The following is a 24,379-nucleotide window of genomic DNA, read 5'->3' as shown; positions in this document are numbered from 1 at the left end:
TTCGCTCCTAGGCTTTCCGTATGGAGACCACGGAGAACACCACCGAGTACACCCCCGAGCACCCCGCCCGCCTGACCTGGACGGAGCACGTCCCCGACGTCTACAAGGCGATGGTCCGCCTGGACGCGGCGGCCCGGAAGGGCGTCGACCCGAGGCTGCTGGAGCTGGTGAAGATCCGCGCCTCGCAGCTCAACCACTGCGCGTACTGCCTGGACATGCACACCAAGGACGCGCTCGCGGCCGGGGAGAGCGTGGAGCGGATCGTCCAGCTCAGCGCGTGGGACGAGTCCCGGCACTTCTACACGGAGAAGGAGCTGGCGGCACTGGAGCTGACCGAGGCGGTCACCGTCCTCACCGACGGCTTCGTGCCGGACGAGGTGTACGAGCGCGCCGCCAAGCAGTTCGAGGAGGCGGAGCTGGCGCAGCTGATCGCCGCGATCACGGTGATCAACGCCTGGAACCGCTTCGCGGTGTCCACCCGGATGGTGCCGGGGCACTACACGGCGGGGCAGTACACGTGAGCGGCCCGGACGGCGGACGGCGGCGCGGCCCCCTGGGCACGCGCCGCCGTCCGCCGTCCGGCGTCAGCTCACGGAAGCCAGCGCTTCCAGGTGTCCGGGTGGGCGTCGACCCACTTCTTCGCGGCCTCCTCCGGGCTGAGCTTCTGCTCGGCGATCATGAGGGAGACCTCGTTCTGGTCCTCCGTCGTCCACTGGAACTTCTTCAGGAACGCGGCGCCCTTGCCGCCGGAGCGGGCGAAGTCGGCGTTGAGGAACTTGCGCAGCGGGGTCTTCGGGTACGCGCAGGTGATCTTCGCGGCGTCGGTGTCGCAGCCCTCCTTGTACGGCGGGAGCTTCACCTCGGTCATCGGCACCTTCTTGAAGAGCCACTGGGGGGTGTACCAGTAGGTCAGGAAGGGCTTCTTCTCCTTGGCGAACTGCTTGATCTGGGTGATCTGCGCGGCCTCGGACCCGGCGAAGACGACCTGGTAGTTCAGCTTCAGGTTCTTCACCAGGGCCTTGTCGTGGGTGACGTAGGCCGGGGAGCCGTCCATGATCTGGCCCTTGCCGCCGGACTCGGCGGTGCGGAACCGCGACGCGTACTTGTCGAGGTTCTTCCAGTTCGTGACGTCGGGGTGCTGCTTGGCGAAGTACGTCGGCACGAACCAGCCGATGTGCCCGGTGACCCCGAGCCCGCCCGCGTAGGAGACGGTCTTCTTGTCGTGGACGTACCGCTTCTCCTGGTCGGGGTGGCTCCAGTCCTCCAGCAGGGCGTCGACGCGGCCCTGGCTGAGCGCGTCCCAGGCGGGGATCTCGTCGACCTGGACGGTGTCGACGCGGTAGCCCAGCTTGTGTTCCAGCAGGTACTTGGCGACCGCCACGTTGGACTGCGCGCCCACCCAGGACTGCACGGACAGGGTCATGCTCCTGGCACCGCCCGCGTTGGCGAACGGGCTGGCCTGCTTGGTCATGTCGGCCGCGCCGCAGCCGGTGAGCAGGGCGAGCGCGGACGCGGCGGCGACGCTCACCGAGAGGGTCGTACGGAATCGCATGTCACGCTCCCTTCTTCGTGCGGCGGCCGGTGGGCTGGGTGACCCGGTCGAGCATCAGGCCGAGGCAGACGATCGCGGCACCGGCGACCAGGCCGGTGGCGAGGTCGCCCTGGGCGAGGCCGAAGGCGACGTCGTAGCCGAGGGCGCCCGCGCCGACCAGGCCGCCGATGATGACGACGGCGAGGACCAGGACCACGCCCTGGTTCACCGCGAGCAGCAGCGAGCGGCGGGCGAGCGGAAGCTGGACCTGCCAGAGCTGCTGGCGGCCGGTGGCGCCGAGCGAGCGGGCGGACTCCAGCGCGGCCGGGTCGACCTGGCGCAGGCCCTGCGCGGTGATCCGGACGACGGCCGGGAGGGCGTAGACCACGGCGGCGACGACGGCGGGGGCGCGGCCGACGCCGAACAGGGCGACGACCGGGATCAGGTACACGAACTGCGGCATGGTCTGGAACACGTCCAGCACCGGGCGCAGCATCCGGTCCACCCGGTCGCTGCGGGCCGCCGCGATACCGGTGGCGATGCCGAGGACCAGCGTGACGGCGACGGCGGCGAGCACCTGGGAGAGGGTGTCGAGGGAGGAGTCCCAGACGCCGAGCACCCCGATCGCGGCCATGGCGAGGGTGGCGGTCAGCGCGGTGCGCCAGGTGCCGATCAGCCACGCCAGCGCGGCGACGATCAGCAGTACCGACCACCAGGGCAGCGCGCGCAGGCCGTCGCGGAGCGGGTCCAGCATCCAGGTGGTGAAGTGCGCGGCCCAGTCGGCGGTGCCGCCGATGACGGGCACGCCGGAGTAGAGGTGCGCGGTCATCCAGTTGACGGCGTGGTTGACCGGCTCCGCGATGTTGAGGGTGGCGCCGGCGGGCCACTCGGCGCGGCCGAGCAGCCGGGCGACGACAGCCGCGACGGCGGTGCCGGCGAGCGCGAGGAGCCACACCGTACGGCGGGACTCGCCGGGGCTGTCGGCGGCGCGGCCGGCGGCGCCGGTCACCCGGTCCAGCACGACGGCGAGCAGCACGATCGGGATGCCGGCCGCGAGGGCGGCGCCGACGTCGACGGAGGCGAGCGCCTGGTAGACGCGGTCACCGAGGCCGCCCGCGCCGATGACGGAGGCGATGACGGCCATGGACAGCGCCATCATGATCGTCTGGTTGAGGCCGAGCAGGAGTTCCTTGCGGGCCAGCGGGATACGGGCGGTCAGCAGCCGCTGGCGCGGGGTGGCGCCCAGCGAGCGCACCGCCTCCAGCACCTCGGGGTCGGCGCCGCGCAGACCGAGCGCGGTGAGCCGCGCCATCGGCGGGGCGGCGTAGACCACGGTGGCGAGGACGGCGGCGGGGACGCCGATGCCGAAGACCAGCACCACGGGCAGCAGGTAGGCGAAGGCGGGGAGCACCTGCATGGTGTCGAGCACCGGGCGCAGGGCGCGGTCCAGCCGGTCGGAGAGCCCGGCGGCGAGGCCGAGCAGGACGCCGACGGCGACGGACGCGAGTACGGCGGCCACCATGAGCGCGAGCGTCTGCATGGTGGGCAGCCACATGCCGAGCGCACCGCAGGCGAGGAACGCCACGGCCGTCCCGGCGGCGAGCCTGGCTCCGGCCGCCCGCCAGGCGACCAGGGAGCCGAGCACGGTGACGCCGACCCAGCCCATGGCGAGCAGGGCGAGGTAGACACCGCGTACGCAGAGCACGACCGCGTTGCTGATGTGGCCGAAGAAGTACAGGAACAGCGGGTGGGTGTCCCGGTTGTTCATCACCCAGTCGCTGGCGTCGCCGAGCGGGCCGGTGAGGCTCACGGTCAGCGCGTGCGGCCAGTGTCCGCTGCCCCACCGGCTGTCGAGCAGGGGGACGAGGATCACGGCGGCGACGGCGAGCGTGAGCAGCTTGGCCGCGGGACGGGACTTCAGCAGGCCGGGCAGGGCGCGCCGGGCCGCGGGGGCGGTGAGCGTGGCCATCAGACCGCCTTGGACTCGGGGGCGGCGGACACGAGGGTGGGCTCGGCCTCCCGCTCGGCGGGGGCGGGGGCGGCCGTGCCGGTGCCCGCGACCACGTTGAGCAGGGCGTCGGAGTCGACGACGCCCATGCAGGTGCCGTGGTCCATTACGCGGGCCGGTTCACCCGCGCGGGCGACGGCCTCGATGGCCTCGGCGACCGGTGCCTCGGGGCGGACGGCGGGGCCGCTGCCGGCCTCCTCCAGGGAGGCGGGGCGCATGGCGGTGCGGCAGGTGACGACCTGCTCGCGGGGCACGTCGCGGACGAACTCGCGGACGTAGTCGTCGGCCGGGGAGTTGACGATCTCCTCGGGGGTGCCGAGCTGGACCACGCGGCCGTCGCGCATCAGGGCGATGCGGTCGCCGAGCTTGAGGGCCTCGGTGAGGTCGTGGGTGATGAAGACCATGGTGCGGCCCTCCTCACTGTGCAGGCGGGCGACCTCGTCCTGCATGTCGCGCCGGATCAGCGGGTCGAGCGCGCTGAACGGCTCGTCGAACAGCAGCACCTCGGGGTCGACGGCGAGGGCGCGGGCGAGCCCGACACGCTGGCGCTGACCGCCGGAGAGCTGACCGGGGCGGCGCTTCTCCATGCCGGCCAGGCCGACCTTGGCGACGACCTCGGCGGCCTTCTCACGGCGCTCGGCGCGGCCCATGCCCTGGATCTCCAGGCCGTAGGCGACGTTGTCGAGGACCGTGCGGTGCGGCAGCAGGCCGAAGTGCTGGAAGACCATCGCGGCCCGGTGCCGGCGCAGTTCGCGCAGCCGGCCGCGGTCCATGGCGCGTACGTCCTCGCCGTCGATGGCGATGGTGCCCGCGGTGGGCTCGATCAGCCGGGTCAGGCAGCGCACCAGGGTGGACTTGCCGGAGCCGGACAGGCCCATGACGACGAAGACCTCGCCCTTGCGGACCTCGAAGGACACGTCCCGCACGGCGGCCGTGCAGCCGGTCTCGGCGCGCAGCTCGGCGGGGCTCAGCGCGGCCAGCGCCGGGTCGGCGGGGACGCGCTCGGGCTTGGGGCCGAACACCTTCCACAGGCCGTCGACGGCGAACACCGGCGCGTCGGACCCTTCGGCGGAGGTGGGCGGCTTACGGGTGGGAACGGTGAGCGTCATCGCGCGTCACCACCGATCAGTTCGACGGCCTTCTCCCCGACCATGAGCACTCCGATCATCGGGTTCACCGCGGTCATCGTCGGGAAGACGGACGCGTCGGCTATGCGGATGCCGTGCAGACCCCTGATGCGCAACTCGGGGTCGACCACGGCGAGTTCGTCATCGGCGGCGCCCATCTTGCAGGTGCCGGCCGGGTGGTACACGGTGTGCGCGACCTTGCGCGCGTACTCGCTCAGCTCCTCGTCACCCTGGACCTCGGGTCCGGGGCAGACCTCGCGCTTGAGCCAGTGGGCCAGCGGCTCCGACTTGGCCACCTCGCGGGCGATGCGGATGCCGTCGACCAGGGTCTGGGCGTCGTAGTCGTCCTCGTCGGTGAAGTACCGGAAGTCCAGCGCGGGCTTGACCTCGGGGTCGGCGCTGGTGAGGTAGAGACGGCCGCGGCTCTTGGGCTTGGGGATGTTCGGGGTCATGGAGACGCCGAACTCGGGCCGCTCGTAGCCGAGGCGCTCCGGATTGTCCGTGAACGGGATCTGGTAGAAGTGGAACATCAGGTCCGGGCCCGCGTGTTCGGGGTCGCGGCGGACGAACAGGCCCGCGTCGGAGTCCATCGCGGAGTTCTCCGGGATGGGTCCGTGGGTCTCCCAGACGATGACCGACTCCGGGTGGTCGAGCAGGTTCTCGCCGACGCCGGGAAGGTCCTGCACGACCGGGATGCCGAGGGCCTCCAGGTCGGCGCGCGGGCCGATGCCCGAGTGCATCAGCAGCCGCGGGGTGTCGACGGCGCCGGCACAGAGGACCACCTCGTTGCGCGCCTTGACCAGCAGTTCGCGGCCGTCCTTGGTGCGGACGTGGACGCCCTCGGCACGGGTGCCGTCCAGCTCCAGCCTGTACGCCCAGGTCTCCAGGAAGAGGTGGAGGTTGGGACGCTCGTCCATCACCGGGTGCAGGTAGGCGACGGAGGCCGAGGAGCGCTTGTTGTTCTCGGGGTGGTAGGCGAGGTCGAAGAAGCCGACACCGTCGGTGAACGGCTTCTTGTTGAAGCCCTCGACGCGCGGCACGCCGAGCGTGGACTGCGCGGCGTCCACGAAGTCCCGCGCGATGGCGTTGCGGTCCTTCTCGTCCACCGAGACGATGTTGTTCTTCAGCCGGGCGAAGTACGCCTCCATCTGCACGGCGCCCCAGCCGGTGGCCCCGGCCTGCTCCCACTCGTCCCAGTCGGAGGGGAGCGGCTTGAACGAGATCAGGGTGTTGTGCGAGGAGCAGCCGCCGAGCACGCGGGCCCGGCTGTGCCGGATGTGGGAGTTGCCGCGCGGCTGCTCGGTGGTCGGGTAGTCGTAGTCGAGGTCGCCGCCGAGCAGGCCCATCCAGCGGCGCAGGGTGAGCACGTCGTCGCGGTCGACGTCGCTCGGGCCGCCCTCGATGACGGCGACGGTGACGTCCGGGTTCTCGGTCAGGCGGGAGGCGATGACGGAGCCCGCCGTGCCGCCGCCGACGACGACGTAGTCGTACTCGTGGGTGTCTTCGGGCATGGGGTGTCTGACTCCTGGGGGCGGGAGGTCGTACGAAGGTCTTCAGGGGCCGGGGTCAGCCGGCGAACCAGCGCACCGGGCTCGGGGCGAGGTTCTGGTACACGTGCTTGGTCTCGCGGTATTCGGCGAGGCCGGCGGGGCCCAGTTCGCGGCCGGTGCCGCTCTTGCCGAAGCCGCCCCACTCCGCCTGCGGCAGGTAGGGGTGGAAGTCGTTGATCCACACGGTGCCGTGCCGCAGCCGGGCGGCGACGCGCCGGGCGCGGCCGGGGTCGGCGGTCCAGACGGCGCCCGCGAGGCCGTACTCGGTGTCGTTGGCGAGGGCGACGGCCTCGTCCTCGGTGCGGAAGGTCTCGACGGTGAGGACGGGGCCGAAGACCTCCTCCCGCACGACGCGCATCTCGCGGTGGCAGTGGTCGAGGACGGTCGGCTCGTAGAAGTAGCCGGACTCGGGGCGGTCGGCGGTGGGCTCGGGGCGCTTGCCGCCGCAGACCAGCGTGGCACCCTCGGCGAGCGCGGAGGCGACGAAGTCCTCGGTCTTGGCGCGCTGCTGCTCGGAGACGAGCGGGCCGCACTCGACGCCGGGGGCGGTGCCGCGGCCGAGTTTGATCTTCCGGGCGCGGGAGGCGAGTTCGGCGACGAAGCGGTCCCGGACGGACTCCTCGACGATCAGCCGTCCGCCCGCCGAGCAGACCTGGCCGCTGTGGATGAAGGCGGCGTTGAGGGCCTGGTCGACGGCGGTGTCGAAGCCCTCCTCGGTGGCGCAGGCGTCGGCGAAGACCACGTTGGGGTTCTTGCCGCCGAGCTCCAGGGCGACCTTCTTCACGCTCGGCGCGGCGGCCTGGGCCACCTTGACGCCGCTGACCAGGCCGCCGGTGAAGGAGACGAGGTCGACGTCGGGATGGTCGGCCAGGCGGGCGCCGACGGTGTGACCGGGGCCGGTGACCAGGCCCGCGACGCCCTCGGGGAGTCCGGCCTCCATCAGCAGCCCGATGAGCGCGACGGTGGTCATCGGGGTGATCTCGCTGGGCTTGATCACGAAGGTGTTGCCCGCGGCGAGTGCCGGGGCGATCTTCCAGCTCGCCTGGAGCAGCGGATAGTTCCAGGGGGTGATCAGCGAGCAGACACCGACCGGCTCGTGCACGACGACGCTGTGGATGTCGGGCGAGCCCGCGTCGACCACCCGGCCGGGCGCCTCGGCGGCGACCAGGTCCGCGAAGTAGCGGAAGGCGTCGGCGACGCAGTCGATGTCGACGCGGCCCTCCTCGACGGTCTTGCCCGCGTCCCTGCTCTCCAGCAGGCCCAGCTCCTCGCGGTCGCGGACCAGGAGGTCGGCGACGCGGCGCAGCAGGGCGGCGCGCTCGGCGACCGGGGTGTGCGGCCACGGGCCCTCGTCGAACGCGCGGCGGGCGGCGGCCACCGCCCGGTCGACGTCCTCGCTGCCGCCTTCCGCGACGACGGCGAAGGGCCTGCCGTCCGCGGGGTCGAGGATCTCGCGGGTCGCACCCGAGGCTGCTTCCAGCCACGCGCCTCCGGCGTGAATGGTGGCCTCGGCCGGTCGTTCCGTTCTGTCCGCCATGATCGGTTTTGCCTTCCGTTCCTGTTCAGACGCCCTGCGTGACCAGAGCTGCCACGTCCGGGCGGATGACCGCATGCCCGAGGCGGATGAAGCGCATGCGCATTTGGTGGCCGAAAGTGCGCTGGGTCACGGAAATTACGGGAGAAAGCCGGAGGAATCGGACGTAAGAAGGTGGCGTGGATCACGACCGCGGTACGCACCCGTGCGAACCGGGTCTATTCGATCAGTCCAGCGCCGCGTTCCCGGCCGGGTCGCAGTTCATGCCGGGCGGGCAGAACCAGGCGAGCGCGGTGGTGAGGAGTTCCAGCTCAGCCTGTCTGCCGTCGGCGTCCGGGCCGTAGGCGGCGAGCGCGTAGATCTTGCCGTCGGCGGCGACGAAACGCTCGTCGTAGACGTGCCAGGTCCCGACCTCGGGCTCGTTGCGGATGGTGTCCGCGAGGTACTCCAGCCGGGAGCCGGTGAAGTCCCCCTCGTCCAGGTTGGTCAGCGCCAGCTGCTGGAATCCGCGCGGCTTGGCCGTCTGGTCCGAGAGGTACAGGTCGAAGGACGCGTCCGGGCTCGCCTCCGACACCTCGTACACCTGGAGCCTGCGCTCCCGGTCGGGGCTGCGGAAGTTCACCACGGCCATCCCGTACTCGGAGGGCACGGTGGCCCGCGTCCACCCCTCGGGCACGGCCACCCGGAACCCCTCACCGTCGTCGTGCAGCTCGTATCCGGCCGGGGGCGCGCTGGGCGAGGGGCTGGGCTCGGGGGAAGTGGAGACGGGGCTCGGGCTGCGGGTGACGGGAGCGGAAGAGCTGTGCCCCAGGCCCTTCCGGCTCCGGTCGTCCCCGTCGTCCTTCCCGACGACCAGCGTCAGCACCAGGCTCACCGCGATCCCGGCCGCCGCCGCCCCGACGATGACGGACCACAGGACACGACGGCTGGGACCGTCGCGGGGCGGCACCGGGTCGGCGGCGGGGAAGACCGAGGTCGGAGCGGTGGGGGGCCAGCTGGCGGTCGGGGACGAGGCATCGGCGGGCGGCCAGGCGGCGGCCGGTTCGGCCGGGGGCCACGAGGCGGCCGGGGGCTCGGCGTGCGTCGAGGTCTCGGCCGGCGGCCAGGCCGAGTGAGGGGGCGTGCGCGGGCCTGCGGGCGGCCAGGTGGGAGCCGAGGGGCCCTCCGGGGGCCGGGTATCAGGCGTCGCGCCCTGCGGTGTGACGGGGCCCTCGGAGGGGTCGGTGGACGCCGTTGGCTCGGCCGGGGGCCGGTCGCCGGCCGTCGGCCCCGTGGGCGTGGAGGGGTCGGTGGACGCCGGCGGCTCGGCCGGGGGCGGGGTGGGGGGCGACGGGTCGACGGAAGATGGGGAGTCGGCCGGGGCGGGCGGCGTGCGGCGGTCCGCCGGCGGCCAGGTGGCAGCCGGGGCGCCGGGGGCCTGGGTGGGGGCGGCCGGCCACTCGGAGGCCGGCGGCCCGGCGGGACCCGGCGGGTCGGCCGGGGGCCACACCGGAGCCGGGGCGTGGTCCGGGCGGGACGGTGGCGGCGGGGCCGGGTCGGTGCCCGGCCCCGTCTCCCAGCGTTGGGTGTCTTCGTTCCAGTGCTGCTCTCCCCCGCTCATCGCGGCCCCCCTTGTGTTGTCGCGGTCAGAGTCCGAGCAGGCCGGCGACCGTGCCGGCCGAGGCGAGGACGGTCAGGAGGGACTGGGAGTCGGCGAGGAGCTCGCGCAGGCGTTCCCGGCGGGTGGGGCTCGCCTGGCCGGTGCGGCTGAGTTCGGCCTCGGTGTCGGCGAGCGCCTCGCCCAGCGCGGCGGTCTGGTCGGTGGCTCGTACCCGTGCGAGGTCGGCGCGCAGCTCCCGTACCGCTGCCAGGAGTTCCTGGTCGGCGGGGGTGCCCGTACCGTGCTGGTGGCTCTCGGCGTGGGCGTGGCTGCCGATGGCGAAGGTGCTGCCCGAGACGTCCCCGATGCGCACGTTCGGCTCCTGACCGGTCATGTTCCGGCTCCCTTCTGCGGCGCGGGCGCGCCCGTGGCGTTGGCGTGGCTGCCGACGGCGAAGGTGCTGCCCTCGACGCGGCCGATGTGGACGTCCCCGTTGCGGATGTTGACGACCTTCTGGACGAACTCCCCGGTCTGGTAGCCGGATTCGGCGAGCGCGGACCGCACCCCGTCGGCCACCCGGTCCTGCACCCCGCGCAGGTACCGGACCACGTCCATCTCCTGGAACAGCGAGCCGACGGGCGCGGACCCCAGCTCGCGGACCGAGAGCGCGGGACCGTCGGGCAGCGCGTTCGCGTACCCGCCGGTCAGCAGCCGCCAGCCGAGCACCAGCCCCCGGCCGAGCTGGGCGAGCGCCCGCCCGGCGGAACCCGGTACCAGGACGAGGGCGGTGGCGGCCTTGCCGAGGGAGTTGTTGTGCCGGAACCGGTGGGCCGCCCGGTCGGCGTCCTTGAAGTCCTCGCGCACGGGGGTCAGCACATGCGGGGCGATCTCCAGCATCAGCATGCCGCCCTGGGTGTGGACGCGGACGTACACGGTGACGACCAGCTCCTCCTCCCAGCCGCCGACCCGCACCCGCAGGAAGTGCCGCCGCTTCTCGGCCCCCTCCTCCACCGCCCGCGCCCGGTGCTGCTCGAACGCCTCGGCCGTGTAAGGGGCCTGCTCCCGCTTCTTCAGCCCCTCCACCGGGAGGAACACGCACTCGTCGATCTCCAGCCAGCGCAGCCGGTCGCGGACGCCGGGCCCCGCGTACGCGGCCGGGACGCGGAGCTGCTCCAGGCGGGGGCGGATCTTCTCCAGGATCGCCCGGTTGCTGAGCGGCTGCCGCTCCTTGGCCAACTCGTCCGGCTTCAGCTCCACCGCCAGCACCCACGTGTCGTACGCGTCTCCGGCCCCGCAGAAGGGCCGGGCCTCGTGGTACATGACCAGCGGGGCGTGCTGCTCCAGCCGGATGCGCTGCCGGAGCCGCTGGAAACGCGGGCTCGGCGCCTGCTCGGCGGGGTCGGCGGCGGCGTCCGGGAAGCGCTGCGGGGACAGCTCACCCGCCAGCGCCCGGCTGAACTGGGTCCGCTGCGCGTGCACGCACAGCGCGATGAGCGCGAGCACGACGAGGGTGCACCACGCCTGCCACAGCTCCACGGCCGGGGTGAGCGAGTCGGAGAGGCTTTCGGAACCGCCGTAGTCGCCGTACCCCCCGTACCCGTACGGATCGTAGGACGGCTCGGGGGAGGGGCCCCCGCCGAACGCGGTGACGACGGTCAGCAGGAACAGCGCGGCGAACCACACCCGCCCCCACCACCGCGCCAGGAAGGCGAGGACCAGCCGGTACAGCGGCGGCGTCGCGGCGCGGCCGCGCAGCCAGGGGGCGAGCGCGAGCCAGATGCTGGGCCACAGGTAGAGCGCGAGCAGCCCGCCGCTGAGCGGCATGCCCACCAGCCACAGTCCGGCGATGGCCCCGGCCCAGACCAGCTCCTGCCGCCGGGCCCGCAGCGCGTGCGCCAGCACCCGCGCCGCGTCGAAGCCGAGCGAAGGGGCGGCGATCCGCTGCTCGTTGAGGTGGAGTTCCTCGATGACGCGGTCGCGGTAGCCGGAATCCAGATAGGTGCCCGCGCACAGCAGCCGGGTGGCCTCGCTGGTGTGGGGCGGGACGGGCGGCGGATGGACCGGCGCCCGCTCGGCCGACGTCCGCTCCGCCTGCGGCGGCACCTGAGCACTGCTCATGCCATCCCCCGATGCATGGAAGTCCCTCGCCCACGAGGAGTGGACGAGCGCCGAGCATAGAGGGGTGACGGCCGGTCAGGAAACCGGAATCCGGCGACCGGAACCGGACCACCCCGCCGCCGCCCCCGTCCCGGAGCGCGTAGCATCGCCCTCCACCCCCCACCGATGATCAACTCCGGTCCGGTAGACCCGAGTTGTCCACTTCTAGGAGCCGTGCATGCCTGCGCTGCTGAACCCTGTCCTCGATCTGCTGATGCTCCGTGGCACCGTGACCGCCGTGGAGCGGTTCACCGCGCGGATGCGGCGCCTGCGGATCGAGGGCGACGCGCTGGCCGGGCTCGACGTGCTCCCCGGCCAGCAGGTCCGGGTGCTCGTGGGCTCCGCGCTCACCCGGCGCACGTACTCGGTGTGGCACTACGAACCGTCCGGCGCCCTGGAGTTGTGTGTGCTGGACCACGAGGGCGACGGCCCCGGTGCCCGCTGGGCGCGCCGGGCGGCGGCGGGCGACGAGGTGCGCCTCGGCAAGCCGGAGGGCTCCTTCACCCTGCGCCCGGACGCCGCGCACCACGTCTTCGTCGGGGACGAGACGGCGTCCGTCGCCTTCGGCGCGATGCTCGCCGCGCTGCCCGACGGCGCGCGGGTCTCGGGCTGTGTGGAGACCGCCACGGCGGACGACCGGCTCCCGCTGGCCCACGCCGGCCGGCTCGACTGGGTGCTGCGCGGCACCGTCCCGCTCCCCGAGGCGGTGGGCCGTCTGGCCCCGGCGCCGGGCGGGATGGCGTACGTCGCCGGGGAGGCGCGGACCGTGCAGGCGGTACGGCATGTGCTGCGGGACGCGGGCTGGGACCGGCGCTCGGTGCTGACCAAGCCGTTCTGGGCGCCGGGCAAGCGCGGCCTGGAGTAGGCGGGAGACGGGAACGGGCCCCGTCCGGAAGACCGGAGGGGGCCCGTCACTCGTTGTCCACCGGGCTCAGATGAGGCCGAGACCGCGGACCGCGTCGCGCTCCTCCGCCAGCTCCCGCACCGAGGCGTCGATGCGGGCGCGGGAGAACTCGTTGATGTCCAGGCCCTGGACGATCTCGTACTTGCCGTCCTTGGTGGTGACGGGGAAGGACGAGATCAGGCCCTCCGGGACGCCGTAGGAGCCGTCCGACGGGATGCCCATGGAGGTCCAGTCGCCCTCGGCGGTGCCGTTGACCCAGGTGTACACGTGGTCGATGGCCGCGTTGGCGGCGGAGGCGGCCGAGGAGGCACCGCGGGCCTCGATGATCGCGGCGCCGCGCTTGGCGACGGTCGGGATGAAGTCGTCGGCCAGCCACTGCTCGTCGTTCACGACCTCGGCGGCGTTCTTGCCGGCGACCGTGGCGTGGAAGATGTCCGGGTACTGGGTCGCGGAGTGGTTGCCCCAGATCGTCAGGCGCTTGATCTCGGAGACCGGGGTGCCCGTCTTCTTCGCGAGCTGGGTCAGCGCGCGGTTGTGGTCCAGGCGGGTCATCGCGGTGAAGCGCTCGGCCGGTACGTCCGGGGCGGCGGCCTGCGCGATGAGCGCGTTGGTGTTGGCCGGGTTGCCGACGACGAGCACCTTGATGTCGTCCGCGGCGTTGTCGTTGATGGCCTTGCCCTGCGGCTTGAAGATGCCGCCGTTGGCCTCAAGGAGGTCACCGCGCTCCATGCCCTTGGTGCGCGGGCGGGCGCCGACCAGCAGGGCGACGTTGGTGCCGTCGAAGGCGACGTTCGGGTCGTCGGTGATGGTGATGCCGCTCAGCAGCGGGAACGCGCAGTCGTCCAGCTCCATGGCCGTGCCCTCGGCGGCCTTGAGCGCGGGGGTGATCTCCAGGAGGCGGAGGTTGACCGGCACGTCCGCGCCGAGGAGCTGCCCGGAGGCGATGCGGAAGAGGAGGGCGTAACCGATCTGGCCGGCCGCGCCGGTGACGGTGACGTTCACGGGAGTGCGGGTCATGGCGTTCTCCGTATGGCTGGCGGTGGGGCGTCCCTGCCCCGTGCGGATGATCGATCTCTTGGCATCAAGAGAGATCAGCGGTCAGGCTATCGCGCATCCGGCACGCGGTACGTCCGGGGCCCTGTGGCCCACCCCACAGCCCGGCTCGGCGGGGGCCGCCGCCACACACGGCAGCGGCCGCCCGTCCGGGAGAGGAGGACGAAGGCGGCCGCCGGTGGGGGTACCGGCTCGCCGGACTCCCGTGGGGGGGGTACAAGTCCGCGTGCCCCGGTTCGGGCATCCCATGCGTGCCGCGCCGGAAAACTCCGCCTACCTGGTGCACCCGGTCCGTCCTGACACCAGGCTCACGCACGCCTCGGCCTCGCCCGCGCGGCCGACGGCGACCATCGGGGTGTACGTGTACGTCTCCCCGGCCACGGCCGCGCCCCGCCGCGTCTCGCCGTCCGCCGTGACACGCACCCGGTCGCCCGGCCTGGCGCCGGTGATCCGGCCCCAGGCCGCGCCGCACGTCCTGCTGTAGCGGACCTCCAGGGTGGCCGCGCCGACGGTGGCGGTCCCGGCGGTGGTCACCAGGTCGCCGCCGCACCCCATGGCCTCGGCGTCCTTGCCCGTGCAGCCGACGCCCACGCACTTCACGCCGGGCGGCAGACCGGCGGCACCGGTGGCGGACGGCGAAGGGGACCCGGCGGCCTGCCCCGCGCCCTCGCCGTCACCCCGGCCGGTGAGCAGGAAGACGGTGCCGAGGACGACGAGTACGGCCACGGCACCCGCGAGGAAGAACAGGACGCGGCGCTTGCCCGCCGGGGGCTCGGCGGACGGCGGAGGCTCGGCGGACGACAGGGACTCGGCGGACGACGGGGACACCGGCGGGGCGTCGGCCGTCGCGGTCCCGGTGCCCCCGCCGAGGTCGCCCAGCTCCGCGCGGGCGTGCGTGATCCGGATCTGCTCCATCGTCCGGTCGTGCCGCGACTCCGCCCGGCTCCAGGCGCGTTCGGCAAGTTCCCACAGGGTGGCGAGGTGCACCGGGCTGGTGCCGGTGACCTCGGCGAGGGCGACGACGGCCCCCCTGGGCGCGAGCAGCCGCCCGTTCAGATACCGCTCCCAGGACGTCCTGCTGTATCCGGTGCGGTCGGCCAGCGCGGCGGCGCTCAGGCCCCCCTGGTCCACGAGCCGCCGCAACTGACGGGTGAACTCCCCGATCTGCGGGTCGAGCTCCTCCGGCAGCGCCTTCCAACGAGCCATGGCCCGCTCCCCCCTCGTTCCTCCCCCGGCGGGCACCGCGACGCCTCCCCGCGTCTCGCCGCCGCCCCCGCTCCACGGTAGCCCTCGGGAGGGGGGTGATCGGAACGTATCCGGCGAACTGCCCTTGTCGCGGCGCCGATTGCCCGGATGTGGCAGGGCGCGGACACGATGGCGGAACGGTCACCTCCGTGCCACAGCGCACGGCAGGACATTGCCCGGCACCGGCCCGGCCCGCCAGGGTGAGGTCCCGGTGGCTCGCCCCTGATCGGGGGTGGGGGCGAGCCACCGGCCTTGCCCGGAGCCCTAGCTGGACACCGTGAAGTGCAGGGTGTCCTTCAGGAACGGGATCTGCAGCAGGGGGTCGGGCTGGGCCATCAGGGCCAGCAGGACGATGGCGAGGCCCAGCACCCCGTACGTCACGATGTCCGTGAAGCGGGAGCGGACGGCCAGCATGCCGACGCCGGGCAGCGTCCAGCGCATCGCGGCGCCCGCCAGCAGGGCGGCGCCGATCAGCAGGAGCCCGGCGCGGGTCACGTCGACGGCGACCAGCAGCAGGCCGAGCGCGACGGCGAAGAGCACGACCAGCACCGGCCACTGCCGGGCCGGCGCCGGGGCGTCGCCGCTCGCGGCCCGGCCGCCGCCCTCGGGGCGCGCGGTGTCCTTGGTGAACAGCGGGAAGCGGCGGGTGATGCGCCTGGTGCGCCCCTGCGCGTCGGGAGCGCTGATCGCGTCCCGCACCTGCGGCTCCCCGGACTCGTCAGCCGGCACGCCGCTCCGCCGCTTCCACCACGTTGACCAGGAGCTGGGCGCGGGTCATCGGGCCGACCCCGCCGGGGTTCGGCGAGATCCAGCCCGCGACCTCGGCGACGTCCGGGTGGACATCGCCGACGATCTTGCCCTCGGCGTTGCGGGAGACGCCGACGTCCAGCACGGCAGCGCCCGGCTTGATGTCCTCGGCGCGGATCAGGTGCGGCGCACCGGCGGCCGAGACGACGATGTCGGCCCGCTTCAGGTGGTAGGAGAGGTCACGGGTGCCGGTGTGGCACTGGGTGACGGTGGCGTTCTCGCTGCGCCGGGTGAGCAGCAGCGGCATCGAGCGTCCGATGGTCACACCGCGGCCGACGACCACGACCTCGGCGCCCTTGGTCTCCACGCCGTACCGGCGCAGCAGGGTGAGCACACCGTTGGGGGTGCAGGGCAGCGGGGCGGGCTCGTTGAGGACCAGGCGGCCGAGGTTCATCGGGTGGAGGCCGTCGGCGTCCTTCTCCGGGTCCATCAGCTCCAGGATGCGGTTCTCGTCGATGCCCTTGGGCAGCGGGAGCTGGACGATGTAGCCGGTGCAGTCGGGGTCCTCGTTCAGCTCGCGGACGACCGCCTCGATCTCCTCCTGCGTGGCCGTGGCGGGGAGTTCGCGCTGGATGGAGGCGATGCCGACCTGGGCGCAGTCGCGGTGCTTGCCCGCGACGTACTTCTGGCTGCCGGGGTCCTCACCGACCAGGACGGTGCCGAGGCCGGGCGTGATTCCCTTCTCCTTCAGCGCCGCCACGCGGGCGGTCAGATCGGACTTGATCGCGGCTGCGGTGGCCTTGCCATCGAGAATCTGGGCGGTCATACCCCCATCCTCGCGGATGACGGCCCCCCGGTTCCAATCCGGTCCCCGTGGGCTCCGCCACCGTCGCGTCCCAGATGTCCTCCGTTGATCGTTGATGTTGCACTTGCACAACACCTCGCGAATGCGGCTGGACAACGCGTGACGGCTCCACAACCATGAACGGCGCATACATCGCGGTCCGGTGGGGGGGCAAACCGCTCAGATCTTGACGTTCCTCCGTGCTGTCCGCGTCGTCCCCGCAGTGCCAACGGAGGAATCCAGCCATGAGTTTCGGCTCGCCCCAGAACCCGTACGGTCAGCCTCAGGACCCCCAGCAGGGATACGGGCAGCCGCAGCAGCCCGGCTACCCGCAGGCGCCGCAGGGCGTGCCCCCGCAGTACGGCTACCCGCAGGGCGACGGCGTCCCGCCCCAGGGCTACGGCTACCCGCAGCAGCCCGGCTACGGCTACCCGCAGCAGCCCGGCTTCGGCCACCCGGGCGGCCCCGGCCCGCGCCAGGCGTCGATGGGCCGCCGCTTCGGTGCCCGCGCGATCGACTTCGCGATCATGTTCGTGGTCTACCTCGTCGTGGTGGGCGGCGGCATCGCGAGCTTCGCCAGCTCGGCCCAGGACTGCGACCCGGCCTCGACCACATACGAGACCTGCATGAACGACGCCAGCTCGGGGATGGTGAGCACGATCGTCCCGATCGCGCTCATGTTCGGCATAGCGACGCTGCTGTACGAGTGGCTGATGGTCGGCCTGGTCGGCGCGACCCTGGGCAAGCTGGCCGTCGGCATCCGCGTCCTGCGCGCCGACACCGGCCAGAAGCCCGGTCTGCTCAAGTCCTTCGTCCGCTGGATCATCCCCACCGCCGCGGGCTACGTCAGTTGCGGCCTCGGCCAGGTCCTCGTCTACCTGTCCCCGTTCTGGGACAACTCGGGACGGCTGCAGGGCTGGCACGACAAGGCCGCGGGCACCCTGGTCGTGCACAAGAACTGACCCGCGTACGGCCGAGGGCCGTGTCCCACCCGGATCGGGTGAGGCACGGCCCTCGGCGTACGTCCGCTCAGTGGAAGAAGTGCCGCGTGCCGGTGAAGTACATGGTCACGCCCGCCTCCTTGGCGGCCTCCACGACCTGCTCGTCCCGGATCGAGCCGCCCGGCTGCACGATGGCCCGCACCCCGGCGTCGATCAGGATCTGCGGTCCGTCGGGGAAGGGGAAGAACGCGTCGGAGGCCGCGAAGGCACCCCGCGCCCGCTCCTCGCCCGCCCGCTCGACGGCCAGCTTGCAGGAGTCGACGCGGTTGACCTGGCCCATGCCGACTCCGACCGAGGCGCCGTCCTTGGCCAGCAGGATCGCGTTGGACTTCACCGCACGGCACGCCCGCCAGGCGAACGCCAGCTCGGCCAGCTCGGCCGGGGAGAGCGCGTCACCGCTGGCCAGCGTCCAGTTGGCCGGGTCGTCACCGTCGGCCTGGAGGCGGTCGGCCTCCTGGACCAGCACCCCGCCGTCGACCGGCTTGATCTCGACGGTGGCGGCGGGACCCTGCGGCGCCTTCAGCACCCGGATGTTCTTCTTCCGGGCGAGGGCCTCCAGCGCGCCCTCCTCGTAGTCCGGCGCCACGATGACCTCGGTGAAGATCTCCGCGACCTGCTCGGCCATCTCCTTGCTGACCGGCCGGTTCACCGCGATGACCCCGCCGAACGCCGACAGCGGGTCGCAGGCGTGCGCCTTGCGGTGCGCCTCGGCCACGTCGGCGCCGACCGCGATGCCGCACGGGTTGGCGTGCTTGATGATCGCCACGCAGGGCTCGTCGTGGTCGTAGGCGGCCCGGCGGGCGGCGTCGGTGTCGGTGTAGTTGTTGTACGACATCTCCTTGCCGTGCAACTGCTCGGCCTGCGCGAGGCCCTCGGCGCCCGGCTCCACGTACAGCGCGGCCGGCTGGTGCGGGTTCTCGCCGTAGCGCAGGGTGTGCGCGCGGTCCCAGGTGCCGCCGAGGAAGTCGGGGAACGGGGAGTCGTCGACCGGGGCGTACTCGGAGGCGAACCAGTCGGCCACCGCCACGTCGTAGGCGGCGGTGTGCCGGAACGCCTCGGCGGCCAGCCGCTTGCGGGCGGCGAGGTCGAAGCCGCCCTCCTGGGCGGCGGCGGCCACGTCGGCGTACCGCTCGGGGCTGGTGACCACGGCGACCGAGGGGTGGTTCTTGGCGGCGGCGCGGACCATGGAGGGGCCGCCGATGTCGATCTGCTCCACGCACTCGTCGGGCGAGGCGCCGGAGGCGACGGTCTCCCGGAACGGGTACAGGTTGACCACGACGAGGTCGAACGGCGTGACACCCAGCTCGGCGAGCTGCTCGCGGTGGCTGTCCAGGCGCAGGTCGGCGAGGATGCCGGCGTGCACCTTGGGGTGCAGGGTCTTGACCCGGCCGTCCAGGCACTCGGGGAAGCCGGTCAGCTCCTCGACCTTCGTGACGGGGACGCCGGCGGCGGCGATACGGGCCGCGGTGGAGCCGGTGGAGACCAGCTCCACTCCGGCCTCGTGCAGGCCGCGCGCGAGGTCTTCCAGGCCGGTCTTGTCGTAGACGCTGACGAGCGCCCGGCGAATGGGCCGCTTGGTGCTCTCGGCGGTGGCGGTCACGGGATAACTACCTTTCGTCCCTCTATGCGATGGCCGTTGCGGGCGAGCCGCCCCACGACCTCGACGAGCAGCCTTCGCTCGACGTCCTTGATGCGCTCGTGCAGCGCGCTCTCGTCGTCCTCGTCCCGGATCTCCACCACGCCCTGCGCGATGATCGGCCCGGTGTCGACGCCGTCGTCGACGAAGTGGACGGTGCAGCCGGTGACCTTGGCGCCGTACGCGAGCGCGTCGCGTACGCCGTGGGCCCCCGGGAAGCTCGGCAGCAGGGCCGGGTGGGTGTTGACGAACCGGCCGCCGAAGCGGGCCAGGAACTCCTTGCCCACGATCTTCATGAAGCCGGCCGAGACCACGAGGTCGGGCTCGTGGGCGGCGACCGCCCCGGCGAGCGCCGCGTCCCACTCCTCGCGGCTCGGGTGGTCCTTCACCCGGCACACGAAGGTGGGCAGCCCGGCGCGCTCGGCGCGGGCCAGCCCCTCGATGCCGTCACGGTCGGCCCCCACGGCGACGATCCGCGCGCCGTACGCCTCGGCTCCGACGCGCTCGATCTCGTCCAGCAGGGCCTGGAGGTTGGTCCCGGAACCGGAGACCAGTACGACGAGTCGCCGGGCCGCTGGACCGGCGGGGGTGGCGGCCACGATGGGGCCCTTTCTCGGGACGGCGGTGGGTCGCGGCCGACGTTTGTAGGGTTCTACGAATGCTTCGCGTCCCGCCATACGGGGAAGTCTACGAAGCGGCCGGCCGCCAGCAACGATACCGGCACTCCGGACGGCCCCCACGGGACGGGGGCGTGGCCGGAAGGTAGCGTTCTGGACGAGCCGGCCCGGGAACGCGGCCGTCGTGCGGCGCGTTCACGGGATGACGGCTCATGCCGGACTTCGAATCACCTAGGGGAAGACGCTCCTTTGATGCCCGATCGCAGCCCGCGACTCCTCACGTTCCCGCCGCTGACCGGCCAGGAGGGCGAGCGTGGCGTTGTCCTGCTGCGGGAGCGGCCGACCTCGCCGCCCCAGGCACCCTCCGGAGGCCGCGGCGACGACGACCGGGGCGGTGACCGCAAGGACGACAACCCGTACGCGCCCCCGCCCGAGGACCGCCCCGACCAGCCGTGGCGCCCGCGGCACCCCGAGGGCCAGGAGGGTCACGAGGGTTCCGGGGACGCGCGCTGGGGCAGCCAGTGGAGCGACCGCCAGCCCGGCCGCGCCCCCGGCGGCTTCGGCGAGCGCCCCGGCGCGGGGCCGGAGGGCCAGGGCGGCGGCAGTGCGGGCAAGCAGCGCTGGGACCCCACCGACCCGGCCCAGCGCCGGGCCCGCTACGCCCTGCTGTCCGGCATGTGGGCCGTCTTCTTCGTCCTCCTCGGCTGGCCCTATGTCTCCCTCCTCCTCGGCGCCCTCGCGCTCTACTGGGGCGGCAGCTCCCTGCGCGCCAAGCCCCGCACCCCCTCGCCGGACGAACCCCGGCCGGCGGGCACCCGCCCCCAGGTCACCGCGGCCGTCACCGGCATGATCACCGCCGCTCTCGCCCTCGTCCTGGTCGCCGCCGTCTTCACCGTCCAGCTGGTGTACCGCGACTACTACACGTGCGTGAACGACGCCCTGACCCAGCAGTCGAAGCAGTCCTGCGACCAGCTCCTGCCGGAGCATCTGCGGGGGGTCCTGGGGTCGGCCGACTCGTAGGGGTCGCCCGGAGGGGGCGGCGGCCGAACCGGCTCCGTCGTCGACTGCCCCACGGGGTGCGGGCCGGACACGCGGCGGGCTCCCGGGGCGGCGGTTCGGAGTGTCCCCGGCGGCGGGCCGAGAAGGGCGTGCCCCGGTCGGAACCGGGGTGCCGGGCGGCAGGAACGAAGCAGGGGCGGGGGGCCCGGTGGCTGTCGGGCGCCCCCTCCGCCCCGTAGGCACTTGAGCGACGGGGCGTCAGGCCGAGGGGGTCGGCCCCGCCGGGTCCGGGTCGGCTTCCGGGGCCCGGGACAGGGCTTCGGCCGGCTCGGGAGTGCGGGGTGCGGCTGCCGGGTCGGGGGCCTCCTCGCGCTCGGATGACGTCGGGCCGCCGGGGGACGGGGCCTCGCGTTCGCTCCGGTCCTCGGCTTCGCTCCGGTCCCCGGGTTCGCTGCGGTCCCCGCGTTCGCTGCGGTCCCCGTCTTCGCTCCGGTCCGGGGTCCGGGGTGCCGGGGCCGCCGGCTCCGGGGTGTCCGCTTCCAGGAAGTCGTAGAGGTCCTCCCGCTTCGGCTCCGGGGTGGGGCCGGGGAGCTGCGGGGACGGCTCCGCCGCACGGGAGGCCTTGGCTGCCGTCGGCCGGGTGCGCTTCTTCCCGCGGCGGGCGGGCAGCGCGCCGCCGCGGCGGAGACCACGCAGGCGCCAGGCTCGTGCCATGAGGGTCACCGGGGTGCCCAGGAGGAGGAGCCAGAGGGCCGCCGCCGGGCCGGTCTGCCAGCCCAGGGGTCCGAAGCGGGAGAGGGTCGAGGTGCCCAGGGGGCCGCCGGAGAGCTCGGCGAGGAGGGTGAGGGCGAGGGCGCAGAGCAGGGCGGCCAGGGCCAGGACACCGATGCTCCGGCCCGCCGACCAGTGCAGCCAGGGCCGGGCCCGCCGCACGGCGGACGCGGCCACGAACCAGCCCGCCGTCACCCCGGCCGCCACCGGCACCAGAGCGACGGCCCAGTTCAGCGGCGTACCGGCACCCGCGTCGGGGACGGCCGCCAGCAGGGGGAACGGGGGCAGCAGCGGGGCGGGGTCCGAGGCGAGGGGATGCACCAGGTGCCCGGCGCCGAGGGCGAATCCGGGGCCGAGCGCGTAGGAGGCCGACCAGAGCGCCGCGTTGGGGACCAGCGTGACGGCGAGCAGCAGCACCGTGAGCCGTCCGGTCCACCCCTGCGTGAGCTGGGTGAACGCCAGCCGGGCGGTCTCCCCGTGCCAGACCAGGGACGCGCCGAGCAGCAGCGCCCCGCCCCCGGCGAGCACGGCCGTGGCCACTCCGGCCGCGCGGGCCGCCGTACCGAGCGTGTCCCCCCGTACCCAGTGCGGCAGGCGGGACGACACCGGCGGGTGCGGCCTCCCGGCGCCCGCCCAGACACCGACCCCGGCGGCGCCGCCGGCGAGGAGCGGCAGACACACCGTCACCCAGGTCCACTCGGGACGGGGTTCGCCGCCGGAGGCGTACAGCGCGGCGGCCGCGCCCACGCCGAGGTACCCGAGCACGACCCCCGTCCACGCCGTACGCGCGGGAACCGGCGGCGGGCCGTCGGGCTCGTCGGACGCGTCCGTGGCGTCCCGCGCGGCCCGGTACACCAGCCACACCGGCAGGGCGAGCAGCAGCAGCGGGGTCAGCCCGACCGGCTGGGGCGCCCCGGACAGCGTCTCGGCGCGGACCAGTTCGACCCCGTGCGCCAGCAGCCACAGCGCGGCCGCGACGTGCAGCGCCCCGCCGGGTCCGCTGTCGGGGTAGGGCGAACTGACCCACAGCACCATCACCAGTGCCGCGCACGCGCCGAGCCCGAGCCCGGCCGCGAGCGCACCACCCGCCAGCGCGGGCCCGAGGCCAGGTGAACGGTCGCGCATCCGGGACCGCAGGGACGACGACATGCGACGGAGTGTCAGCGGCATCACGCCCGCCATGCTCCCAACGACACGCGCTTTACCGGCGTAACAGGCGAACCTCCGAAGTGTCGCCCAATATATGTTTATGTGCCTTTTCACACAGAGGGGTGAGCCGTGACGCGGAACACCGCACTCTCCCTGACCCCTGATCAGGCGTTCGACGCGCTCTACGCGTTCTGCGCCCCCGCCCTGGTCCGCCAGACCTATCTGCTCACCGGGCGGCGGGAGTTGGCCCGCGAGGCGGTGGAGCGGGCGTTCCAGGCGGCCTGGCAGCGCTGGCCCGAGGTGGCCCGCGACCGCGACCCGGGCGGCTGGGTCCGGGCGACGGCGTACGAGTACGCCCTCTCCCCCTGGCACGGCTTCCGCCCCCGCTACCGCACCCCCGAGCCCCCGCCCGCCGACCCGGACGCCCGCGCCCTGCTGAACGCGCTGCTCCGCCTCCCGCCCTCCTACCGCCGCACCCTCGTGCTGTACGACGGCGTCGGGCTCGACCTGCCCGAGACGGCGGCCGAGACCGAGGCGAGCACCCCGGCCGCGGCGGGCCGCCTGACCCGCGCCCGCGAGGCCGTCGCCGCCCAGGTGCCGGAGCTGGCCGACCCGGCCGCCCTGCACCGGCGCCTGATGGAACTCGCCTCCACGGAACGGCTCCGCGCCGACGCCCCGACCACCGTCCGCGCCTCGGGCGAGCGCCGCAACGTCTTCTGGACCCGCGCCGCCATCGCCTTCACGGTCGCCATCATCGGCGCGACCGGCCTCACCCTGCGCTCCGCACCCACCCACTACGAGGCACCCGTCGCCCCCGCCCAGGCCGTACGGGGCGTCCCCCCGGCCCCCGCCCTCGGCCCGCTCTCCCCGACCGAGGCGACCCTGCGCGCCAAGCTCCGCGGGGAGGCGGCCAACGGCCCCGAACGGCTGGCACCGTCACCCGGCTGACACCCGGCCGGCGGAAAACAGCGGCGGGCCCGCCCCCAGACAAGGGGACGGGCCCGCCGGTGTGCTGCCCGCGAGGGGCCGAGCGTCAGGCGCTCAGGATCTCCCGCGCCAGCTTGGCGGTCTCGGTCGGGGTCTTGCCGACCTTGACGCCCGCGGCCTCGAGGGCCTCCTTCTTCGCCTGGGCGGTGCCGGACGAACCGGAGACGATCGCGCCGGCGTGGCCCATCGTCTTGCCCTCGGGCGCGGTGAAGCCCGCGACGTAGCCGACGACCGGCTTGGTCACGTTGTCCTTGATGAACGCGGCCGCGCGCTCCTCGGCGTCGCCACCGATCTCACCGATCATCACGATCAGGTCGGTGTCGGGGTCGTCCTGGAACGCGGCCAAGGCGTCGATGTGCGTGGTGCCGATGATCGGGTCGCCACCGATGCCGACGGCGGTCGAGAAGCCCAGGTCACGCAGCTCGTACATCATCTGGTACGTCAGCGTGCCGGACTTCGAGACCAGGCCGATGCGGCCCGGCTTGGTGATGTCGCCCGGGATGATGCCGACGTTGGACTGGCCCGGCGTGATGATGCCGGGGCAGTTCGGGCCGATGATCCGGGTCTTGTTGCCCTTCTTGCCGGCGTACGCCCAGAAGGCGGCCGTGTCGTGCACGGCGATGCCCTCGGTGATCACGACGGCCAGCGGGATCTCGGCGTCGATCGCCTCGACGACGGCGTCCTTGGTGAACTTCTCCGGCACGAAGATGACGGAGACGTTGGCGCCGGTCTTCTCGATGGCCTCCTTGACGGTCCCGAAGACGGGTACCTCGGTGCCGTCGAAGTCCACGGTCTGACCCGCCTTGCGCGGGTTGACGCCGCCCACGACCTCGGTGCCGTCACCCAGCATGAGCTTGGTGTGCTTCATGCCGGTGGCGCCGGTCATGCCCTGGACGATGACCTTGCTGTCCTTGTTGAGCCAGATAGCCATGGTGTGTTG

Annotated in this window: 20 protein-coding genes and 1 pseudogene; 5 read left to right on the top strand and 16 right to left on the bottom strand. The window is 73.4% G+C overall.

Annotation, left to right across the window (positions count from 1 at the left end; translation table 11 throughout):
* The first annotated feature begins 20 nt into the window (after nucleotides 1-20).
* Nucleotides 21-521, top strand: coding sequence for a carboxymuconolactone decarboxylase family protein (locus EV284_RS07555; RefSeq protein WP_130331601.1), 501 nt, complete (start codon nucleotides 21-23; stop codon nucleotides 519-521).
* A 68-nt stretch (nucleotides 522-589) separates the two neighbouring features.
* Here the strand turns inward: EV284_RS07555 and EV284_RS07550 are convergent, their stop codons facing one another.
* From EV284_RS07550 to EV284_RS07515, 8 genes are all read right to left on the bottom strand, one after another.
* On the bottom strand, nucleotides 590-1,552 hold the full coding sequence (locus EV284_RS07550; RefSeq protein WP_130331599.1) for an ABC transporter substrate-binding protein: 963 nt from the start codon (nucleotides 1,550-1,552) through the stop codon (nucleotides 590-592).
* 1 nt (nucleotide 1,553) lies between these two features.
* Nucleotides 1,554-3,500 (bottom strand): ABC transporter permease subunit, encoded by a 1,947-nt coding sequence (locus tag EV284_RS07545; protein ID WP_130331597.1) that lies wholly within the window; start codon nucleotides 3,498-3,500, stop codon nucleotides 1,554-1,556.
* Nucleotides 3,500-4,648: a glycine betaine/L-proline ABC transporter ATP-binding protein gene (locus tag EV284_RS07540; protein WP_130331595.1), complete on the bottom strand. Its 1,149-nt coding sequence runs from the start codon at nucleotides 4,646-4,648 to the stop codon at nucleotides 3,500-3,502. The genes EV284_RS07545 and EV284_RS07540 overlap by 1 nt, the downstream gene beginning before the upstream one ends.
* Nucleotides 4,645-6,177 carry a GMC oxidoreductase gene (locus EV284_RS07535; RefSeq protein ID WP_130331593.1) on the bottom strand — a complete coding sequence of 511 codons (1,533 nt, stop codon included), beginning with the start codon at nucleotides 6,175-6,177 and terminating at the stop codon, nucleotides 4,645-4,647. Before EV284_RS07535 ends, EV284_RS07540 begins: the two co-directional genes overlap by 4 nt.
* Nucleotides 6,178-6,232: 55 nt before the next feature.
* Nucleotides 6,233-7,753: an aldehyde dehydrogenase family protein gene (locus tag EV284_RS07530; protein ID WP_130331591.1), complete on the bottom strand. Its 1,521-nt coding sequence runs from the start codon at nucleotides 7,751-7,753 to the stop codon at nucleotides 6,233-6,235.
* Between the two features lie 223 nt (nucleotides 7,754-7,976).
* On the bottom strand, nucleotides 7,977-9,350 hold the full coding sequence (locus tag EV284_RS33185; RefSeq protein ID WP_242625620.1) for a hypothetical protein: 1,374 nt from the start codon (nucleotides 9,348-9,350) through the stop codon (nucleotides 7,977-7,979).
* Between the two features lie 25 nt (nucleotides 9,351-9,375).
* Nucleotides 9,376-9,723, bottom strand: a complete 348-nt coding sequence (locus EV284_RS07520; protein WP_130331589.1) for a hypothetical protein — start codon at nucleotides 9,721-9,723, stop codon at nucleotides 9,376-9,378.
* Nucleotides 9,720-11,447, bottom strand: a complete 1,728-nt coding sequence (locus tag EV284_RS07515; protein WP_130331587.1) for a hypothetical protein — start codon at nucleotides 11,445-11,447, stop codon at nucleotides 9,720-9,722. The genes EV284_RS07520 and EV284_RS07515 overlap by 4 nt, the downstream gene beginning before the upstream one ends.
* A 217-nt stretch (nucleotides 11,448-11,664) precedes the next feature.
* Here EV284_RS07515 and EV284_RS07510 point away from each other — a divergent pair, with 217 nt between their 5' ends.
* A complete protein-coding gene (locus EV284_RS07510) occupies nucleotides 11,665-12,351 on the top strand; it encodes a siderophore-interacting protein (protein WP_130331585.1) in 687 nt (228 codons plus the stop codon).
* Between the two features lie 66 nt (nucleotides 12,352-12,417).
* Here the strand turns inward: EV284_RS07510 and EV284_RS07505 are convergent, their stop codons facing one another.
* The 4 genes from EV284_RS07505 to EV284_RS07490 all read right to left on the bottom strand — a co-directional run bounded on the left by EV284_RS07505 (nucleotide 12,418) and on the right by EV284_RS07490 (nucleotide 16,261).
* Nucleotides 12,418-13,407: a malate dehydrogenase gene (locus EV284_RS07505; RefSeq protein WP_130331583.1), complete on the bottom strand. Its 990-nt coding sequence runs from the start codon at nucleotides 13,405-13,407 to the stop codon at nucleotides 12,418-12,420.
* Nucleotides 13,408-13,716: 309 nt separating this feature from the next.
* Nucleotides 13,717-14,649 carry an XRE family transcriptional regulator gene (locus tag EV284_RS07500; RefSeq protein ID WP_130331581.1) on the bottom strand — a complete coding sequence of 311 codons (933 nt, stop codon included), beginning with the start codon at nucleotides 14,647-14,649 and terminating at the stop codon, nucleotides 13,717-13,719.
* A 303-nt stretch (nucleotides 14,650-14,952) separates the two neighbouring features.
* Nucleotides 14,953-15,417, bottom strand: a complete 465-nt coding sequence (locus EV284_RS07495) for a DUF3017 domain-containing protein (protein WP_130331579.1) — start codon at nucleotides 15,415-15,417, stop codon at nucleotides 14,953-14,955.
* Entirely contained in the window at nucleotides 15,407-16,261 is an 855-nt protein-coding gene (locus EV284_RS07490; RefSeq protein ID WP_130331577.1) for a bifunctional methylenetetrahydrofolate dehydrogenase/methenyltetrahydrofolate cyclohydrolase, read from the bottom strand. The genes EV284_RS07495 and EV284_RS07490 overlap by 11 nt, the downstream gene beginning before the upstream one ends.
* Before the next feature lie 263 nt (nucleotides 16,262-16,524).
* Between EV284_RS07490 and EV284_RS07485 the strand changes: the two genes are divergently transcribed.
* Entirely contained in the window at nucleotides 16,525-17,241 is a 717-nt protein-coding gene (locus tag EV284_RS07485) for an RDD family protein (RefSeq protein WP_130331575.1), read from the top strand.
* Between the two features lie 67 nt (nucleotides 17,242-17,308).
* Here EV284_RS07485 and purH read toward each other — a convergent pair whose 3' ends face one another.
* Nucleotides 17,309-18,880, bottom strand: a complete 1,572-nt coding sequence (gene purH, locus EV284_RS07480) for a bifunctional phosphoribosylaminoimidazolecarboxamide formyltransferase/IMP cyclohydrolase (RefSeq protein ID WP_130331573.1) — start codon at nucleotides 18,878-18,880, stop codon at nucleotides 17,309-17,311.
* Nucleotides 18,877-19,515 carry a phosphoribosylglycinamide formyltransferase gene (gene purN, locus EV284_RS07475; RefSeq protein ID WP_130331571.1) on the bottom strand — a complete coding sequence of 213 codons (639 nt, stop codon included), beginning with the start codon at nucleotides 19,513-19,515 and terminating at the stop codon, nucleotides 18,877-18,879. Before purN ends, purH begins: the two co-directional genes overlap by 4 nt.
* Nucleotides 19,516-19,785: 270 nt before the next feature.
* Between purN and EV284_RS07470 the strand changes: the two genes are divergently transcribed.
* Nucleotides 19,786-20,553, top strand: a complete 768-nt coding sequence (locus EV284_RS07470; protein WP_130331569.1) for a hypothetical protein — start codon at nucleotides 19,786-19,788, stop codon at nucleotides 20,551-20,553.
* Nucleotides 20,554-20,790: 237 nt separating this feature from the next.
* On the opposite strand, the gene EV284_RS07465 is transcribed toward EV284_RS07470, so the two are convergent.
* Nucleotides 20,791-22,485 carry a DUF6350 family protein gene (locus EV284_RS07465; protein WP_242625619.1) on the bottom strand — a complete coding sequence of 565 codons (1,695 nt, stop codon included), beginning with the start codon at nucleotides 22,483-22,485 and terminating at the stop codon, nucleotides 20,791-20,793.
* Between the two features lie 120 nt (nucleotides 22,486-22,605).
* On the opposite strand from EV284_RS07465, the pseudogene EV284_RS07460 reads away from it, so the two are divergent.
* Nucleotides 22,606-23,400, top strand: a pseudogene (locus tag EV284_RS07460) (sigma factor-like helix-turn-helix DNA-binding protein); the annotation flags it as partial.
* 85 nt (nucleotides 23,401-23,485) lie between these two features.
* Here EV284_RS07460 and sucD read toward each other — a convergent pair.
* A complete protein-coding gene (sucD, locus tag EV284_RS07455; protein WP_030811903.1) occupies nucleotides 23,486-24,370 on the bottom strand; it encodes a succinate--CoA ligase subunit alpha in 885 nt (294 codons plus the stop codon).
* Nucleotides 24,371-24,379: the final 9 nt, after the last annotated feature.

The organism is Streptomyces sp. BK022 (assembly GCF_004217355.1).
Taxonomy (GTDB): Bacteria; Actinomycetota; Actinomycetes; order Streptomycetales; family Streptomycetaceae; genus Streptomyces; species Streptomyces griseoluteus.
Note: the sequence above shows the minus strand (reverse complement) of the source record. Positions and strands in the feature narration are given on the sequence as shown.

What these genes read in the sequence shown, in the direction of transcription:
- EV284_RS07485 (WP_130331575.1), top strand. Translation starts at nt 16,525, where the DNA reads ATGAGTTTCGGCTCGCCCCAGAACCCGTACGGTCAGCCTCAGGACCCC.
- EV284_RS07505 (WP_130331583.1), bottom strand. Translation starts at nt 13,407, where the DNA reads ATGACCCGCACTCCCGTGAACGTCACCGTCACCGGCGCGGCCGGCCAG.
- EV284_RS07535 (WP_130331593.1), bottom strand. Translation starts at nt 6,177, where the DNA reads ATGCCCGAAGACACCCACGAGTACGACTACGTCGTCGTCGGCGGCGGC.
- EV284_RS07470 (WP_130331569.1), top strand. Translation starts at nt 19,786, where the DNA reads ATGCCCGATCGCAGCCCGCGACTCCTCACGTTCCCGCCGCTGACCGGC.
- EV284_RS07520 (WP_130331589.1), bottom strand. Translation starts at nt 9,723, where the DNA reads ATGACCGGTCAGGAGCCGAACGTGCGCATCGGGGACGTCTCGGGCAGC.
- EV284_RS07550 (WP_130331599.1), bottom strand. Translation starts at nt 1,552, where the DNA reads ATGCGATTCCGTACGACCCTCTCGGTGAGCGTCGCCGCCGCGTCCGCG.
- EV284_RS07500 (WP_130331581.1), bottom strand. Translation starts at nt 14,649, where the DNA reads ATGGCTCGTTGGAAGGCGCTGCCGGAGGAGCTCGACCCGCAGATCGGG.
- EV284_RS07530 (WP_130331591.1), bottom strand. Translation starts at nt 7,753, where the DNA reads ATGGCGGACAGAACGGAACGACCGGCCGAGGCCACCATTCACGCCGGA.
- EV284_RS07465 (WP_242625619.1), bottom strand. Translation starts at nt 22,485, where the DNA reads ATGGCGGGCGTGATGCCGCTGACACTCCGTCGCATGTCGTCGTCCCTG.
- EV284_RS07555 (WP_130331601.1), top strand. Translation starts at nt 21, where the DNA reads ATGGAGACCACGGAGAACACCACCGAGTACACCCCCGAGCACCCCGCC.
- EV284_RS07540 (WP_130331595.1), bottom strand. Translation starts at nt 4,648, where the DNA reads ATGACGCTCACCGTTCCCACCCGTAAGCCGCCCACCTCCGCCGAAGGG.
- sucD (WP_030811903.1), bottom strand. Translation starts at nt 24,370, where the DNA reads ATGGCTATCTGGCTCAACAAGGACAGCAAGGTCATCGTCCAGGGCATG.
- EV284_RS07515 (WP_130331587.1), bottom strand. Translation starts at nt 11,447, where the DNA reads ATGAGCAGTGCTCAGGTGCCGCCGCAGGCGGAGCGGACGTCGGCCGAG.
- EV284_RS33185 (WP_242625620.1), bottom strand. Translation starts at nt 9,350, where the DNA reads ATGAGCGGGGGAGAGCAGCACTGGAACGAAGACACCCAACGCTGGGAG.
- EV284_RS07490 (WP_130331577.1), bottom strand. Translation starts at nt 16,261, where the DNA reads ATGACCGCCCAGATTCTCGATGGCAAGGCCACCGCAGCCGCGATCAAG.
- EV284_RS07545 (WP_130331597.1), bottom strand. Translation starts at nt 3,500, where the DNA reads ATGGCCACGCTCACCGCCCCCGCGGCCCGGCGCGCCCTGCCCGGCCTG.
- EV284_RS07510 (WP_130331585.1), top strand. Translation starts at nt 11,665, where the DNA reads ATGCCTGCGCTGCTGAACCCTGTCCTCGATCTGCTGATGCTCCGTGGC.